Origin of the sequence: Aeromonas hydrophila subsp. hydrophila ATCC 7966, assembly GCF_000014805.1 — a bacterium.
In the GTDB taxonomy this organism is placed as follows: Bacteria; Pseudomonadota; Gammaproteobacteria; order Enterobacterales; family Aeromonadaceae; genus Aeromonas; species Aeromonas hydrophila.
On record NC_008570.1, the window covers coordinates 1085799 to 1102468 of the forward strand.

Annotated in this window: 14 protein-coding genes; 5 read left to right on the forward strand and 9 right to left on the reverse strand. The window is 59.8% G+C overall.

The features are described from left to right. Positions 1 to 72 precede the first annotated feature (72 nt). The 6 genes from AHA_RS05055 to AHA_RS05080 all read right to left on the reverse strand — a co-directional run bounded on the left by AHA_RS05055 (position 73) and on the right by AHA_RS05080 (position 6591). Positions 73 to 942, reverse strand: a complete 870-nt coding sequence (locus AHA_RS05055) for a tetratricopeptide repeat protein (RefSeq protein ID WP_011704940.1) — start codon at positions 940 to 942, stop codon at positions 73 to 75. Between the two features lie 113 nt (positions 943 to 1055). Further along, complete coding sequence (locus AHA_RS05060; RefSeq protein ID WP_005303968.1) at positions 1056 to 1391, reverse strand: hypothetical protein; 336 nt, start codon at positions 1389 to 1391, stop codon at positions 1056 to 1058. A 126-nt stretch (positions 1392 to 1517) separates the two neighbouring features. Next, positions 1518 to 1859, reverse strand: coding sequence for a DUF2956 domain-containing protein (locus AHA_RS05065; RefSeq protein WP_011704941.1), 342 nt, complete (start codon positions 1857 to 1859; stop codon positions 1518 to 1520). Between the two features lie 86 nt (positions 1860 to 1945). Next, positions 1946 to 3784, reverse strand: coding sequence for a bifunctional metallophosphatase/5'-nucleotidase (locus AHA_RS05070; RefSeq protein ID WP_011704942.1), 1839 nt, complete (start codon positions 3782 to 3784; stop codon positions 1946 to 1948). A 232-nt stretch (positions 3785 to 4016) separates the two neighbouring features. Further along, on the reverse strand, positions 4017 to 5558 hold the full coding sequence (locus AHA_RS05075; protein WP_011704943.1) for an EAL domain-containing protein: 1542 nt from the start codon (positions 5556 to 5558) through the stop codon (positions 4017 to 4019). A gap of 178 nt (positions 5559 to 5736) precedes the next feature. Next, positions 5737 to 6591, reverse strand: a complete 855-nt coding sequence (locus tag AHA_RS05080; protein ID WP_011704944.1) for a Tim44 domain-containing protein — start codon at positions 6589 to 6591, stop codon at positions 5737 to 5739. Positions 6592 to 7023: 432 nt separating this feature from the next. On the opposite strand from AHA_RS05080, the gene dnaB reads away from it, so the two are divergent. Then, complete coding sequence (dnaB, locus tag AHA_RS05085; protein ID WP_011704946.1) at positions 7024 to 8418, forward strand: replicative DNA helicase; 1395 nt, start codon at positions 7024 to 7026, stop codon at positions 8416 to 8418. A gap of 468 nt (positions 8419 to 8886) precedes the next feature. Continuing rightward, positions 8887 to 9960, forward strand: a complete 1074-nt coding sequence (gene alr / locus AHA_RS05090) for an alanine racemase (RefSeq protein ID WP_011704949.1) — start codon at positions 8887 to 8889, stop codon at positions 9958 to 9960. 113 nt (positions 9961 to 10073) lie between these two features. Here alr and AHA_RS05095 read toward each other — a convergent pair whose 3' ends face one another. From AHA_RS05095 to AHA_RS05105, 3 genes are all read right to left on the reverse strand, one after another. Continuing rightward, positions 10074 to 10322: a YfhL family 4Fe-4S dicluster ferredoxin gene (locus AHA_RS05095; RefSeq protein ID WP_005334896.1), complete on the reverse strand. Its 249-nt coding sequence runs from the start codon at positions 10320 to 10322 to the stop codon at positions 10074 to 10076. Between the two features lies 1 nt (position 10323). Beyond that, positions 10324 to 11685, reverse strand: a complete 1362-nt coding sequence (gene trhP, locus AHA_RS05100; RefSeq protein ID WP_011704950.1) for a prephenate-dependent tRNA uridine(34) hydroxylase TrhP — start codon at positions 11683 to 11685, stop codon at positions 10324 to 10326. 232 nt (positions 11686 to 11917) lie between these two features. Next, complete coding sequence (locus AHA_RS05105; RefSeq protein ID WP_011704951.1) at positions 11918 to 12655, reverse strand: EAL domain-containing protein; 738 nt, start codon at positions 12653 to 12655, stop codon at positions 11918 to 11920. A 252-nt stretch (positions 12656 to 12907) separates the two neighbouring features. Between AHA_RS05105 and AHA_RS05110 the strand changes: the two genes are divergently transcribed. The 3 genes from AHA_RS05110 to AHA_RS05120 all read left to right on the forward strand — a co-directional run bounded on the left by AHA_RS05110 (position 12908) and on the right by AHA_RS05120 (position 16654). Continuing rightward, a complete protein-coding gene (locus AHA_RS05110) occupies positions 12908 to 13630 on the forward strand; it encodes a hypothetical protein (protein WP_011704952.1) in 723 nt (240 codons plus the stop codon). Between the two features lie 29 nt (positions 13631 to 13659). After that, positions 13660 to 14139 carry a fimbrial protein gene (locus AHA_RS05115; protein WP_011704953.1) on the forward strand — a complete coding sequence of 160 codons (480 nt, stop codon included), beginning with the start codon at positions 13660 to 13662 and terminating at the stop codon, positions 14137 to 14139. A gap of 79 nt (positions 14140 to 14218) precedes the next feature. Further along, positions 14219 to 16654: a fimbrial biogenesis outer membrane usher protein gene (locus tag AHA_RS05120; protein ID WP_011704954.1), complete on the forward strand. Its 2436-nt coding sequence runs from the start codon at positions 14219 to 14221 to the stop codon at positions 16652 to 16654. The last annotated feature ends 16 nt before the right edge of the window (positions 16655 to 16670 follow it).

Genomic DNA, 16670 nt, shown 5'->3' on the forward strand with positions numbered 1-16670 from the left:
GGTCACCCTCCCGGGGGATAAATGTGCGGGGCGGCCGATTGGCCGCCCCGCAGCGTTTGTGGCGGTCGCTCGCTAGAGCTTGGCCAAGAGCTTGAGGCGGGCCAGCCGCTCGGCCTCGTTGGCCTTGAGCCAGCGATCCTGCGAGAGCAGGAACCAGGCACGGGAGAAGTATTCGGCTGCCGCCGGATCATCCAGTACCAGCGCATTCTCCCCCAGCTCCTCGAACAGATAGCCATCCTCCGCCACCCCGGCGGCCGCCATATCGGCCTTTAGCTGCATCAGGTCGGCCAGCGCCTGTTCGTGCTGATCCTGGGCCCGCAGCAGGCGGGCCAGACTCCAGCGGGCGATAAAGGCCTTGGCCTGGTTGTTGTGCTGCTCGTGCCAGGCCAGACATTTTTGCTGGAAGCCTCTGGCCTCATCGAAACGACCCAGCTCGAACAGGGTCCAGCCCTGGTTGTTGTAGAGGGTGGCGAGCCAGCCGCGCACCTTTTGATCGGTACTGCGCTCGGCCAGCTCCATCGCCAGCTGATGCCAGCGGCTCTGCTCTTCCAGCGGCGCGGCGATGGCGATCATGTGGGCGGCATCGATGGCGAGATAGAGCTCCTTGTGCTTGAGCCCCAGCTGCCAGGCCTGCTCAAACAGCGTCTTGGCGCTGGCCTTGTCGCCGGCGGAGTTGAAGGTGCGGCCGCGCTCCAGCAGGGCGCGCAGGCGGGCTCGCGGAGTGGCGTCGGTGAGGCGGGGTTCTATCTCGTCGAGCAGCTGGTGCGCCTGTGCAAACTGGCGTTGCAGCGAATGGGTGCGGGCTATCTGGGTGAGCAGTTCCAGTTCGTACTGCAGATCGGCGGCGGCGCGCGCCTCGGGCAACAGGGCATGAAAACGCGGGGCGCTGGCGGCGGGAGCCCGATAATCCCACTGCGCCATGAAATCGGGCGGATTGTCCATTTGGCCTCCTTGCTGGCTATCCTCCCCCCAAGATGCCTGCTGGCCATTGTTTGTACAAGGGGCCCCCGTCACAGAGTGCCCCTTGAGTCATGTTTGCATCAGTGGCGAGCCGGTCAGTAGACCATGGCCAGGCTCATCAACATCAGGCCGAGGGCGGCGAAGGCTCCCTCCTTGATGGCGAGGCGCGGCACCAGCGCCTTGGGCAGGGCCGGGAACAGGCTGAGGGCGAAACCGAGCCCCGGCATCAGCCAGTGAAAGGCGGGGTTGCGCAGGCTGGGGTCTGCCGCACCATTGATGATGATGAGCAGGATGAAGAGGGTGAAGGCCGGCAGAATAAACCAGCGGGCGCTGCCGGCCGCAACGGCGCGCAGCGGCGAGATGCGATAGAGCAACAGGGTCACGATGAAGAGCACCAGGGGTGCCAGCAGGTAGAGTGGAGCCGGGTTCATAACGGGTATCCTGAAAAAAGGCGTGAGCAGCAGTGGCGGGATTTAATCAGCCCGGGGCGGGGATGACCAGCCACAAGGGCCCGGGCTGTGAAGCAGATCCCGGGCAAAGGTTTGTCGGCCTGGGCTTCAGCGAAGCCAGAACCAGGCGGCAAAGCCCAGCCAGCTGATGGCCAGCAGCAGCCAGGGCAGCGGATGCTGGCGGGAAACCTCGACCAGCTCGACGATGTCGTCCGGTTCCTCATCCTGCGGCGCTGCGTGGGACTGTTTGGCCCTGGCCTGCAGCTTTTTCTGACGGCTGGCCTCGCGGGCCCGCACCTTCATCTGTTTCTTGTATTCGTCTATGCCTTTCTGGATCCCCTGCGCGATCAGCTGGGTCTGCTCCTTGGTCTGCCCCGGCTTCTGGTTGGCACGGGCAATCTTCATCGCCTCCTGCTGGGTCTCGGGGGAAATCTTGTCGTACTTCGCCATCAAAGGGTCTCCTCGGCATCGATTGGCGGGGAGTATGCCATAAAAACGGCGCCCTCAGGCGCCGTTGCAACAGCTTGTGAGCCGGATCAGGGCTTGTAGTAGGTCACGGTCGCGTAGGGCAGCGGGTTGAGGGTGCCCTGGGACTCGGCGTACTCCATGAACATCTCGTTCTCACCGACGCCGGAGTCGACGTAGTCACCCTTGTTGGGCAGCTCTTCACGCTTGAGCAGGCCGTTGTAGCCATCCTTGCCGGAAGCGATGTAGGTGTTGGCACCGACCCGGTACACCTTCTCGTCATCCAGCGGCTGCCACTGGCCGTTGGCGTCCAGCAGTTCCAGCTTGGTGATGCGGGAGCCCTTGGCCAGCTTGCCGTCGTAGGTGTAGCTCAGGTGGCCGACGTAGGGGAAGGCACCGCTGGAAGCAGCGATCCCGGTCTCCAGACCGATGGAGTAGTCAACGGCGTACTCCAGGGTGGCCCGAACGTCCTTGCCCTTGAGGTTGAAGGCGGCGATCTTGTTGCCAAACGGCAGCAGGGTACCCATCACGTAACCGACCGAGAGCGGGCCCGCGTTCACGTCGGCACGCACACCACCGGCGTTCTGGATGGTGAAGTCGACCTTGGTGTTGAGCTTGTTGAGCTTCCAGTAGAGCGACTCGGCCACCAGAGGATCGATGAGGCCGGCGCCGTCCGGGGTGGTCGGCACGCGCACGTGGGTCAGCTTGGTCGGTACGTCGGCGATGATCTTGGCTTCGAGCTCGGCCACGGCCGGCTTGTATTCGGTGTCGATCACATCGCGCATGGCGGTGTTTTCCGGCACGATCTCGATGACCGGGGACTTGTTGATGAAGTCGACCACGTTGGTCTGCTCGGTGCCGCTGAGCGGCACTTTCTTCTTGGCCACTTCCTTGGTGAAGTCGTCGCCGGTCATCAGGGTGTTGCGGCCCTCGCACTTGGTGAGCTGGCCTTCCTTGCTGAGGGAGACGTTGACCAGGCCGTAGCCCTTGGCCCATTCACCGGCCTGCACGATACAGGTCTTGCCACCGTCCGGGTTGCTGACGATCTGGGCATAGGTATTGTCGTCGGCCGGGTTCTGGTTGTGGGCGGTGTAGCCGATGCTGTTGAGCTCGGTGATGTCGCCGAGGAAGGTCTGGGAGTGACCGCCGACGATCAGGTCGATGCCGTTGACGGCCTTGGCGACCGCCTGGTCATTTTGCAGGCCGATATGGGTGACCATGATGATCTTGTTGGCACCCTTGGATTTGAGGGTGTCGACCATTTTCTGGGCGGTCTCAATCATCGGCAGGAATTTGGTGTCGGTATCCGGTGAGGAGATGTCATGCATATTTTCCAGCACTAGCCCGAAAATACCCACGCTCTCGCCATTGACTTCCTTAATGACATATTCATGAATATTTTCACTGTCCTTCAGGGTGGCGCTACTGGATTTCACCATATTGGAAGCCAATACCGGGAAATTCACCCGTGAGACAAAGTCTTTAATAGCCTGGTTGCCCAGATCGAATTCGTGGTTGCCGAGCACCATGGCATCGATACCCATGTCGGAGAGCAGCCGGGACTCCTCTTCACCCTTGAACTGGGTGAAATAGAGGGTGCCCTGGAAGGCGTCACCACCGTTGAGCACCATGAAGTTGCGGCCCTCGTTGGCAGCCTGGCTGCGCAGCTCGTCCAGCTTGAACTTCAGGCGCGGATAGCCGCCCAGCTTGGCGTTGAACTTGAACAGCTCCTGGCCGGTGGGCTGGATCGCCAGCGCATTTTCGGTCGGGTCGAGGTGGGCGTGGGTATCATTGATGTGGGCAATGGTCAGATCCAGCGGAATATGTTCCTTGCTGCTGTTTTCTGAATTGCAGGCGGTCAGCCCGAACAGGGTAATAGAGACGGTGACGGCCAGTAGCGTCTTCTTCATCGGTAATATTCCTCTTGTTGTTATAGTCCTGTATATCGTTCCTGCATGACAGGAGTGTGGCGATTCTAGGCAAAAAGTAATAATTGGAAATAAACAGAGCTGATTCCTTTGAGCTACTGCACATTAATAAAGCAAATAAACGTTTGCTCTATTTGGCAGAGCAGAGGAAGGCGCGGCGGGGATTTTCCGCCAGCATGGGTGTCAATGCAACCCCATTGGCGTCAGAGGAGCTTCAAGGCGCAGGCGTGGGGCTCAGCTGCTGCAGAAATTGCTGCGGAGTGAGCGGGCGGCCATACAGGTAGCCCTGCAGGTAATCGACCTGCCGCTCGACCAGAAAGTCGGCCTGCTCCTGGGTCTCGACCCCTTCGGCGATGGTTTGCAGCCCCAGCCGGGTCGCCAGGCTGATGGTGCTGTCAAGAATATGACGGGAGAGGGCGTTGGTGCCGATCATGGCGACGAAGCTCTGATCGATCTTCAGATAGTCCACGTGAAACTGCTGCAGATAGGTGAGGCTGGAGTGGCCGGTGCCAAAGTCGTCCAGCCCGATCCTGACCCCCATCTGCCGCAACTCCTCAAACAGCCGCTCGGTGAGGTGGTTGGGGGTGATGAGCTCGCGCTCGGTCAGCTCCAGCACCAGGGTGATCGGGTTGGCGGTGAAGGCGGCGAGAAAGCTGCGGCAGTCATCCAGCAGGCTCAGCTGCTGGCAGTGGCGGGCACAGATGTTGAAGCTGAAGTGAAAGCGGGGCGGCAGCGCCGCCGCATGGGGGGCGAACTGCAGCCGCACCTGCTGCATCAGGGTCTGGGTCATCAGGATGATGAGGCCGCTCTCCTCCGCCAGCGGAATGAAGAGATCCGGCCGGATCAGCCCCTGGCGGTGGTGCTGCCAGCGCATCAATACCTCGCAGCCATGCAGCTGGCCGTTCTGGCTGACGACGATGGGCTGCAGATAGGGCACGAACTCCTGCTTGATGATGGCGCGCCTGAGCTCCTGGGTTGGGGTCGAGATATGGCTCCACCAGCGGTAGGTGGCAAGGCCGGCCAGCCCCCCCAAGGCCAGGATCAGCAGCACCATGCTGCCCTGCTTTTGCAGAGTCATGGCCAGTACGGCACTCAGCGGGAACCCCTGGTTGAGGCTGTAGCCGAACGTGGCCGAGTCGAGCCGGTAATTGAAGCCCCGCAGCCTGGGCGGTTGGCCATCGTGCACCTTGCCCTGCAGGTCGAGCCACTGCTCACCGATTTGCACCCAGCTGTGGGGCCCGGCGAGGTGCCACTGCAACGGCTTGCTCAGATGATAGGGGTTGATGGCGACCACCACCGCATGATCCCCTTCGCTCAGGTGGTAGAACAGCAGCGACGGTTTGCGTCCGAGCTGGGTGACCGCCTCCAGTCTGAGCAGCTCGTGCTGGCTGTTCTGCAGCCGGTCTTTGAGATCGATCTCGTCGAAGATGGAGGAGCAGTAGAGGCGACCGTTGCGGGATAGATTGACCGAGCGCACATAGGGGGAGGTGGCGACCAGCACCCGCAGCTCGCGGGCCACCTCGCGGCAGGGACGGCTGGCCAGCGGCAGCGCCGCCTTGGCCGCCAGGGTCGAGTGGTGCAGTGCGCTGTCGATCTGAGTCATGGCGCGTTCGGCGGCGGTCTGGGCCTGCTGGCGCGTCATCGACCAGGTCTGCCAGTAGAGGGTGACGAGGGAGATGAGGATCAGGGTGGCGCAGCACAGCAGGCTGGCCAGGAGACGAGGCATGTTGCTGCGACGCAGAAAGGGAAGAGCCATGGGCCACGCCTCGATGAAGAGTCAATTGAACAAAAAAAGGTCGGTCATACTACACAATCACACCTCAATCTCATAGCCGGTACAAGGGGCGGCATGGGCGGGCGCAGGGGGTTGGAAATGCCAAAAAGCAAAGACGGCCCGCAGGCCGCCTTTGTTTGTCATCGCAGGAAAAGCGCGTTTACAGCTGCTCGATGCCGACGATATGCCAGGGGGCATTGTCCTTGGCGAGGTTGCGCTCGAGGTGCCACACCTCCTTGATGTCCTCCTCGACCTGCTCCTGGCGATCCATGTAGCGGCCGCTGAAGCGCACGCTGACCTGGGCCCAGTCGCTGCCGTAGTCGGCGCGCACCAGCTGGGTGTCCACATACATCACTTCGGTATGCTGCTCACCGGTGAGCTCGGCCCGCTCGGCCTTGAGCTGTTCAAACAGCTCAGGACTCACGTACTCGCGTACCTTTTCCAGATCGTTTTTGTTCCAGGCTTCCTGCAGGGTGCGGTAGTGATCGCGAGCCCCGGCGAGGAAACCGTTCATGTCAAAACCTGGCGGCAGGCGGAACGGCACGTCGCTGTCGGCAAAACCGGTGGCCTGCGGGGCGCTGTGGTTCTGCTCGAACTGCTGGGGCGCCGCACTCTGGGGCGGCTGATAGCCGGCATAGGCCGTCTGTTGCTGTGGCGCCGCCATCTTGCCCTTGCGCAGGGTGCGGATCAGGAATACGGCCCCCAGTGCCAGCAGGGCGATCAGCAGGAAGTCCATCCCTTGCAGACCTTCGAAGGCGCCGCTGCCTAGCAGGTAGGCGAACAGACCGCCGGCCAGCAGGCCGCCGAGCAGGCCGCCCATCATGCCGCCCTTCTTGGGTGCCTGGGCGCCCACGGTGGGGTTCTTGGTGTCGACGGGTTTGGCGGCCGGTTGGGCCGGAGCCGTTTTATAGCTCTTGCCAAAGGATTTGCCGCCGCCAAATTTCTTGGCCTCGGCAATGGGTGCCCCCAGGCCAATGGCCAGGATCACGGCAAACAGGGTCAGCATCTTTTTCATTTTGACTCTTTTCACTCTCATCAGTGGGTGGGGCATGCTCTGCTTTGGCAAGCTCAGCGAGGCGCATGGCAGGCTGCCTGTCCCTCGTTGTATTGCAGCTTGCGACTATGATTAACACGATTGGCATGAATTATTCATGAACAGATTGCCCCGATCGGGGGCGTTGCGAGGAGACAGGCCATGAAAAGTCGACGACCGAGCCGCAAGGAGCGCAAGCTGCGCAACAAGGCGAGAGCCAAACCGCAGGATCAGACCCTGGTCTGGCCCTTCATGATTGTATGAATGCGAGACGGATTTCATCGGCAGGCGGCGCCAGCAACCATCAGGAGGGCGGTTGTGGCTGACAGAAGTGAATAGCGTGCATTTGCACTCGCGATGACGGGGTTTCTTTTGTAAAATTCCCGTCCCCTTCCCGCTGCGGTTTTTATGTGTATGGCAGAGCAAGTGACGGCGAAAAAAGACGCCAAGACACAACAGCTGAAAGTACCTCCCCACTCTTTTGAGGCCGAACAGTCCGTACTGGGCGGCCTGATGCTGGACAACGAGGCCTGGGATCGGGTTGCCGAACGGGTGATCGACAAGGATTTCTACAGCCGCCCGCACCGCCTTATCTTCCAGGCCATGACCCGCCTCTCCAACGCGGGCAATCCCATCGACCTCATCACCTTGCAGGAGGAGCTGGAGCGCTCCGAACAGCTGGAAGAGGCCGGTGGCTTCGCCTATCTGGTGGAGATCGCCAAGAACACCCCGAGTGCCGCCAACATCAGTGCCTACGCCGAGATCGTGCGTGAGCGGGCGGTAGTACGGGAGATGATCTCGGTCGCCAACGAGATAGTCGAAGCAGGCTATGAGCCGCAAGGGCGTACCTCCGGCGATCTGCTCGACCTGGCCGAGAGCAAGGTATTCAAGATTGCCGAGCAGCGCAGCAGCGCCAACGAGGGGCCCCAGCCGCTCAAGCTTATTCTCGAGCAGACCGTCGACAAGATTGAAGAGCTGTTCAAGACGCCCCACAACGGGGTGACCGGGGTATCGAGCGGTTACGGTGATCTCGACAAGATGACCGCCGGCCTGCAGCGCTCGGATCTGGTGATCGTCGCGGCCCGTCCCTCCATGGGCAAGACGACGTTTGCCATGAACCTGTGCGAGCATGCGGCGCTCACCGCCGACAAGCCGGTACTGATCTTCTCCCTCGAGATGCCCTCCGAGCAGATCATCATGCGTATGCTCGCCTCGGTGGGGCGCATCGACCAGACCAAGGTGCGAACCGGTCAGCTCGACGACGAGGACTGGGCGCGGCTCTCCTCCACCATGGGATTGCTGCTGGAGAAGGGCAAGATGTACATCGATGACGCCTCCGGCCTCACCCCGACCGACGTGCGTTCTCGCGCCCGTCGTATCGCCCGTGAGCACGGCGGCCTCTCGATGATCATGATCGACTACCTGCAGCTGATGCGGGTGCCGGCGCTCTCTGACAACCGGACCCTGGAGATCGGCGAGATCTCCCGCTCCCTCAAGGCGCTGGCGAAAGAGTTGCAGTGCCCGGTGGTGGCGCTCTCCCAGCTCAACCGAAGCCTGGAACAGCGGGCCGACAAGCGCCCGGTCAACTCGGATCTGCGGGAATCGGGCTCCATTGAGCAGGATGCGGACTTGATCATGTTCATCTACCGCGACGAGGTCTATCACGACGACAGCCCCGACAAGGGGATCGCCGAGATCATCATCGGCAAGCAGCGTAACGGCCCCATAGGCCGGGTACGCCTCACCTTCCAGGGTCAGTTCTCACGTTTTGACAACTACGCGGGTCCGGCGTTTGATGATGACTACTGATCATCGTCATCGCGATCCTGAAGAGAAAGAAAGTGGTGAGGGTCATCGCTGCAAAGCCGCGTAACGGTGCCAATATGCGGCCGGGTGCGCCTCACCTTCCAGGGTCAGTTCTCGCGCTTTGACAACTACGCGGGTCCGGCGTTTGATGATGACTACTGATCATCGTCAGCGTGATCCTGAAGAGAAAGAAAGTGGTGAAAGTCATCGCTGCAAAGCCGCGTAACGGTGCCAATATGCGGCCAGGTGCGCCTCACCTTCCAGGGTCAGTTCTCGCGTTTTGACAACTACGCGGGCCCGGCGTTTGATGATGACTACTAAGTAAGCCGGGAGCCTGCTCCCGGTATCCAGAAACAGTTTTCCCGGTTCGACAATTCTGCCGGTCCGGCCTTAGACGATGACAATTAAGGGCTGACACCCCCCGGTGCCTGGCGCGTTCGCGCGTTATCATGCCCTCGTAAGGGAAAACAGATGAAAGCGGCTATCGCCCAAATCAATACCGCGGCCCTGCGCCACAACCTCGCCGTGGTGAAACGCCACGCCCCCCAATGCAAGATCATTGCCGTGGTCAAGGCCAACGCCTATGGCCATGGGCTGCTGCCGGTCGCCCGCACCCTGGTGGATGCGGATGCCTATGCGGTGGCCCGCATCGAAGAGGCGCTGATGCTGCGCTCCTGCGCCGTGGTCAAACCCATCGTGCTGCTGGAAGGCTTCTTCAGCGCGGCTGACCTGCCGGTGCTGGCGGCCAACAACCTGCAGACCGCAGTGCACACCTGGGAGCAGCTCGAAGCGCTGGAGCAGGCGGATCTGCCTGCTCCCGTGGTGGCCTGGCTCAAGCTCGACACCGGCATGCACCGCCTCGGCGTGCGGGCCGACGAGATGCCGGCCTTTATCGAGCGCCTCGCCAAGTGCAAGAACGTGGTTCAACCGTTCAACATCATGACCCACTTCAGCCGCTCCGATGAGCTGGAGCAGCCCACCACCCGCGAGCAGATCGACTTGTTCAGCCAGCTGACCGCGCCGCTGTTGGGTGAGCGGGCCATGGCCAACTCGGCGGGCATCCTGGCCTGGCCGGATTCCCACTGCGACTGGGTGCGCCCCGGCGTCATCCTCTACGGCGTCTCCCCTTTCCCCAACACGGTGGCGGCCGATTACGACCTGCAGCCGGTGATGACCCTCAAGACACAACTGATTGCAGTGCGGGATCACAAGGCGGGCGAGCCGGTGGGCTATGGCGCCAACTGGGTGTCGGATCGCGATACCCGGCTCGGGGTGATTGCCATCGGCTATGGCGACGGCTATCCACGCATGGCCCCCAACGGCACGCCGGTGCTGGTCAACGGCCGCATCGTGCCGCTGGTGGGTCGGGTCTCCATGGACATGACCACGGTGGATCTCGGCCCCGGCGCCACCGACAAGGCTGGCGACGAGGCGGTGCTGTGGGGTGAAGGGCTGCCGGTAGAGCGGGTGGCCGACCAGATCGGCACCATCCCTTACGAGCTCATCACCAAGCTCACCTCCCGCGTCTTTATGGAATACGTCTAGGTGCCGTGAGCGCCAAACGTCAAAAAGCCCCGTATGCGGGGCTTTTTTTATGATGTTGTCGCGAGCTGAGGCTTCTTCTTAATGCCTGTGAGTCGTAGACACTGATGCAGAGGTTACTGCCGGTGCATCCGCACGAACTTTTCCATCAGCTGATCTTCTGTCTCCACGTGAGCGGGATCCCAGATGATGCAGTCGATGGGGCAGACGCTGATGCAGGTCGGCTTCTCGTAGTGACCGACGCACTCGGTGCAGCGACTGGGGTCGATCTCGTAGATCTCCTCGCCGAGGCTAATGGCCTGGTTCGGACACTCGGGATCGCACATGTCACAGTTGATGCACTTGTCGGTGATGAGCAGTGCCATCTCAGGCGGCCGAGTGCGGCTGACGGGTATCCTGGCGCTCACCGAGGTTGCGCAGCAGGATGCCGTAGTTCACGTCCACTTCCTTCGGCACCGGCACATAGACCACGTGGCCGTTGCCCGGCGCGGTGTCGATGAGCTCGCCCTTGCGGTTCTGCATCTGCTCCAGATTGAAGCTGAGGTTGCCCTGCGGGGTCATCAGCTCCAGGCTGTTGCCCACCAGGAACTTGTTCTTCACCTCGACTTCCACCATGTCACCGTTGCGACCGGTGATCTCGCCGACGAACTGCTGGGTGTCGGAGACGGAGTAGCCGTAGTCGTAGTTCTGGTATTCGCTGTGGTTGTGACGGCGCAGGAAGCCCTCGGTATAGCCGCGGTGGGCCAGGTTTTCGAGGGTACCCATCAGGCTGCGGTCAAACGGCCGGCCGGCTACCGCATCGTCGATCGCCTTGCGATAGACCTGGGCGGTGCGGGCGCAGTAGTAGAAGGACTTGGTGCGGCCTTCGATTTTCAGGGAGTGCACGCCCATCTTGGTCAGTCGTTCTACGTGCTCGACCGCGCGCAAGTCCTTGGAGTTCATGATGTAGGTGCCGTGTTCGTCTTCGAACGCACTCATGTACTCGCCCGGGCGGTTGGACTCTTCCAGCAGCACCAGCGCATCGGTCGGTTTGCCCAGGCCCAGGGTGTTGTCCGGGCGGATGGCGATGGGCTCCTGACGGTGGACGATCTGACCCACGTCATCTTCCTTGCCTTCGTGCACCTTGTACTCCCAGCGGCAGGAGTTGGTGCAGGTGCCCTGGTTGGGGTCACGCTTGTTGATGTAGCCGGAGAGCAGGCAGCGGCCGGAGTAGGCCATGCACAGCGCCCCGTGGACGAACACTTCCAGCTCCATCTCCGGCACCTGCATGCGGATCTCCTCGATCTCGTCCAGCGACAGTTCGCGGGAGAGGATGACCCGGGTCAGGCCCATCTGATGCCAGAACTTCACTGTAGCCCAGTTGACCGCATTGGCCTGCACCGACAGGTGAATAGGCATGTCGGGGAAGGCTTCGCGCATCATCATGATGAGTCCGGGGTCGGACATGATCAGCGCATCCGGCTTCATCTCCACCACCGGACGCATGTCGCGGATGAAGGTCTTGAGCTTGGAGTTGTGGGGCTGGATGTTGGCCACCACGTAAAACTGTTTGCCGAGGGCATGGGCTTCGTTGATGCCGAGCTGCAGGTTCTCGTGATCGAATTCGTTGTTGCGCACCCGCAGGCTGTAACGGGGCTGACCGGCATAGACGGCATCGGCGCCATAGGCGTAGGCGTAACGCATGTTCTTGAGGGAACCTGCGGGGGAGAGCAATTCTGGTTTAAACATGGCGGACTCTTCGTATCTGATTGCAAATCAGGACGGCGCCACCTGATGGCGCCGTATGGGTTGAGCTGCGCCGGGAGTGGGTACTCGCTCGGCGCGACCCGATAACGGCATATCCGTGCTGCAGCAGCATGCACCGGATAAACGGGGTGCGAGATTGTACTCGCCCTCACCGCATCATGCAATTTGGCAGGGGAACGCCCCCGGCGCGAGTCGGCGGCCAAAAATGGGCGGTTCAGGCCCAGCGAGAGAGGGGGGAGGGCATGGCGTAGGCGTAGCCTTGCTGATAGTCGCAACCGAGCCGGTTGGCGATTTCGATGTGTTGCAGGGTCTCGACCCCTTCGCACACCACCTTCATGCCGAGCCGCTGCAGGTACTCCACCAGACCGGTCAGCATGCGCAGGGCATGGGGTGTCTTGCTGGCTTGCAGCAGCAAGGAGCGATCCAGCTTGATGACCTCGTAGGGCAGCGCCAGCATGCGTTGGAAGTTGCACTCGAGGGTGCCGAAGTCATCGCAGGCGATATGGGCACCGTGGCTGCGCAGTACCTCGATCAGCGCCCTGTGCTGCCGTAGCAGCGGGGCCTGTTCCAGCACCTCGAACCAGATCTCGATCCCCAGCTTGCGCGCTTGCATCAGCACCAGCAGCAACAGGTTCTGATAGGTGGGGCTGTTCAGGGTCGGGTTGAGATTGATGGAAAGAAAATAGGGTCCGCCTTTTGCCAGGGTCGGCAGATCCCGCATGATGGCCCGCAGCATGACGATGTCCAGATGGAGGGATTGCTCCTCACTGAGAGAGGCAAAGTCGATGCCCTGATAGCTCTGCTGGGCCGGCTCCCAGCGTCTGGCCAGCACCTCATAACCCTTGACCTGATGATCCCGACCGATGATCGGCTGATAAAAGGGCACGGCAAGATCGGCCACCGCGATGCTTGCCATGTCACTGATTGGGTACTCTTCTTGAAATGCAAACACGGCACTCACCTGTTGACGGATAGGGTTGCGGATAATACAGCAGAAGAGATCGGAAAAGCCTGTAGGAATCGTCTGATAATTGACGTTAATTAACGCCTGCAATATAGGACTATTCCGATTAACGCTGGCTCGTTTGCGTCATAAACTGGCCGGGTAAATATACGGTGGGATGATTATTAAAGAGCCTTAACACTTGACCATGGTGATTGCTTAATTCATCCCCGCCTGTATAGGTAAACGCCTGGGGTGGTAATGAGAAAAATATATTCAATCTTGTTTTTGCTGTTCAGCGGCAATGCTTCTGCATCGGCAGAAATCAGTATCGGTACTCTATATGATTATATGTCTGGCCAGCAGAGCACCTATTTGAAACGGGTTCGCAATCAAGGCGATGCAACCGCCTTTGTAAAGGTGGCGATCCACGAAATCACTTATGACAGTGAAGGCCAGCCACAGGAGTCTCCTGAGCTGACAGAAGGCAACAGGGCACTGGTTGCTAGCCCCTCCAGGCTCATTATTCCGGCAAGTGGTGTGCAGGCAAGCCGTTTTCTGTTTATGGGAGAGCGCGATAAAGAGCGCTACTTCAGGGTACGTTTTATACCAGTCCTGCCCAAGGCAGAGGATGGCTTTGATATTGATGCTGCGACTATCCAGGAAGAGCGTGAACAAGTATCTGCTGGTGTAAACATATTGACCGGGTTTGGTTCAATCCTGTTCGTGATGCCTAGACAAAGTCACTTTGATACTCAAATTATCGAAGATGAGAAGATGACCACCATTATCAATAAAGGCAACACAACACTCATGCTGGATTTTTTTGAAGAATGTGATGGACGGAAAAAGAACTGTTCCAGTCCAACCAAAATTCATCTGTTGCCAAATATGAAAAAGCAGTTGATGAAGAAGAGCGATCACCTATATCGGTTTGCACTGATAGAGGGTGACAAGAGTAGAAACATGGTGATCGGTCACTGATGTTTCGTATTTCAAAAAAGGAGAGAGCAATGAAAGTATGGATAGCAGCGCCTTTGGCCATGCTGATGTCAGCCAACCTGATGGCTGCCGAACGTGTCGAGCATCAGGTCACCGTGACCGCCCAGATCCCGACCGAGGCGTTCTATGTGCAGCCCATCGGTGGTGACGACTGGATGAGCACCCCGCAGAAGCTGGCCTACAACCCTTACACCAAGAAGCTGGACAAGCTGAGCAAGCAGATGGAAGCCAAGAGCACGATCGGCGCCATCACCGGCTACCTGACCAACCCGGCCGTGATTGCCAGCGGCAGTGACAACATCGCGCTGAGCGTCAAGCTTGGTGGTGTTGCGCTGTCCACGACGTCTGCTGAAGTGATCAAGGCTGACGATGCCAAGACCGGCAAGCTGCTCGAGCTGGAAGTGATCCCTGCCGATGCCCCCGTCACTGGCTACAAGCCAGGTAATTACCAGGGCGTGGTCAACATGATTTTTGAATCAGAAGCACCCTAGGCTGGCGCATAAGCCTTCCTTTCAAGGCTCCCTGCGACAGGGGGCCTTTCTGTCTGCATCGAGAAGAGTGAGATGAACAGTGTTGTATTCTCCGTTCCTGCTGGTCCTGGTGGTGTTGTGCTGGCCGGCCTGGGCCAATGAGGCACGTGTAACGCAGCCGCTTGATCTTTTGCAGCAAGCGGAAAGCTTGCCTGATGACTTTGCCGATCACTTCTTCGGTGTTCCGCTGGCGGTGCGCATCCTGTTGGATGGGCAGTTGCTGGGGGAAGGCGAGGTAGTGCTGGGCAAAGATACCAGCGTGCAATTATTGACATTGACGGACAGCTACGAATCCGAGTTGAGTGAGCGAGATCGCCAGCACTGGAGCCAGATTTTATCCAGTCCCCATCAATTGGGGCCTTGCCTGCAGAAGTGCAAGGACGGAGTGCTAGCGCTGGAATATAGCCTTGAAAACTCCCAGCTCTCCGTCTTGACCGCCAACGTGGAGAAGGGACGACAGCCGACCCGCTACCATGCTCTGCCCGAGGGGGGCAGTTACGGCGCTCTGCTGCGCCATCAGTTGAACCTCAGCCAAGGAGAAGGCGAACAGCGCAGCGGTCGCTACAACCTGACGGCGCAGGGCAGTATGGGCGAGTGGAGTCCACTGTTGGAAGGGGAGTTAAGTCAATCTGGTGACGGTCAGGGGACGTTGCACCATATTCAGCAACTCTATGCCGAGCATGAGGGGGCTGGCCGTTTCTACCGATTGGGATATTTCTCGCCTTATGCCCAGGGATTGGTTCGTCAGCCGGCACTGTTTGGTGGACGTACCCCTACCGTGCTGGGGGTGATGCTGGGTGATTCCGATACCTTGTTGATTGAGCAAGGGCAGGCGAGCGCGACTCCTGTTTACGTGACGCCGAGTCGGCCCGGTATGGTTGAAATATACCGGGATGGACAGCTCATCAACTCGCAGCAAGTGATCGCCGGGTTACAGGCGCTGGATACCCGAGTGCTGCCAGCCGGTATCTACGAAGTAGAGCTACGGATATTGGAAGATGGTCAAGTCACCGAGCGGCGACGTGAGACGATCTACAAGCCGATGAATTGGCGGAATCCGGACGAGACTTGGCGGTTCAACCTGTTTGCCGGTCAGCAGACCCGCTTGCTCAGCAATTGGGATGAGAGTGATGTCAGCAGCTTGAGCAGCGGGGTCATGGTCAACCATCTGCTGGCACCTTCCGTCATCGTCGGCGCATCCAGCCAATATATCGATGAACGTTGGCAAAACGGTCTGTCAGCGGATTGGGGCCTGACTGAGCAGTGGCGACTGCTTGGCAACCTGATGACCACCCAAGGGGTAGGACATGGCTTCGATTTGCAGCTCCTCCATCACTATGGTTCCGGCAGTGTGGTGCTGGGTCATCAGCAGCAATATTTGAGTCAGAGCGAGGCGCCTGACAATACGACCCAAAGCACGCTGTCGCTGCAGCAGCGCCTCAGTGACAGTCACTCAGCCAGCCTCTATTTATCCCATCAACCGGGTTACGGGGCCGGTGCTGACCTCGGATGGCGTTATAACGGCGAGTTGTTCAGCCAGAACATGAGCTGGAGTCTGACGGTGTTTGACCGGCCCGGCAGCATCAGCACGGCCTATGCCCGTGATCGGGGGGGCATGCTTTCCCTGAGCATGAACCTGGGGGGGGAGCGCAGCCTGCTGGCCATCGGTATCGGCAGTCGAACCTCCCGCTCCGGTGGACAGGAACGCAATGGATCCCTCAGTTATCAGCAGTTGCTGGAATGGGGGGCGTTGCAAAGTGTCGGTGCCAGTTTGACGTCCGATAGCTACGGGGTGGGAACGGCTGGATATGCCCGTTTTGAGGGACAGCAGCTGAGTGGTGATGTCCACTTGCAATCCTCCTCCTACAACCAGGCCGTCAGCGGTGGGCTCAATCTGGATAGCACCATGGCGTTGGGTAATGACGGAAGTCTGGCCATAACCGGACAACCGCAAGGATATGAAGCAGGGATGATAGTGGATGTGGAGTCTGATATGCCTGAGCTGACCCTGCGGGCCGATGACGAGCAGGGCCGTTATACGGTGCTGAAACCGGGCCGTAATCTGGTTCCTGTGACCGCCTATCGCCGCAGTGTGGTGCAGCTCGACCTGGCTGGGCACGATGCCCCATCGATGAACATCCGACCGAACGTGTTGCCCTACCACCTTAATAAGGGGGGAGTGGCGTATCACAAGGTCAATGTCATGAAAACGGTGACCGTGATAGGTCGTTTGCTGGACGGTGAGGGTTCTCCCATAAAGGGGGCCATGGTTATCAACCACGCTGGCCGTACCGTGAGCGAAGCTGACGGCTTCTTTGCCGTCGAGATGAGCGAGCACAATCCCAGCTTGCAGGTAGAACATCACGGCGGTCAGCGGTGTGATGTATCGCTCGACATGAGCCGGGTCGAGCGTCAGCAGGAGGTGCTCTTGCTGGGGGATCTGACCTGCATGGCTCAGGAGTTGGCTCGTCAATGATGTTACGTAGGAAAAG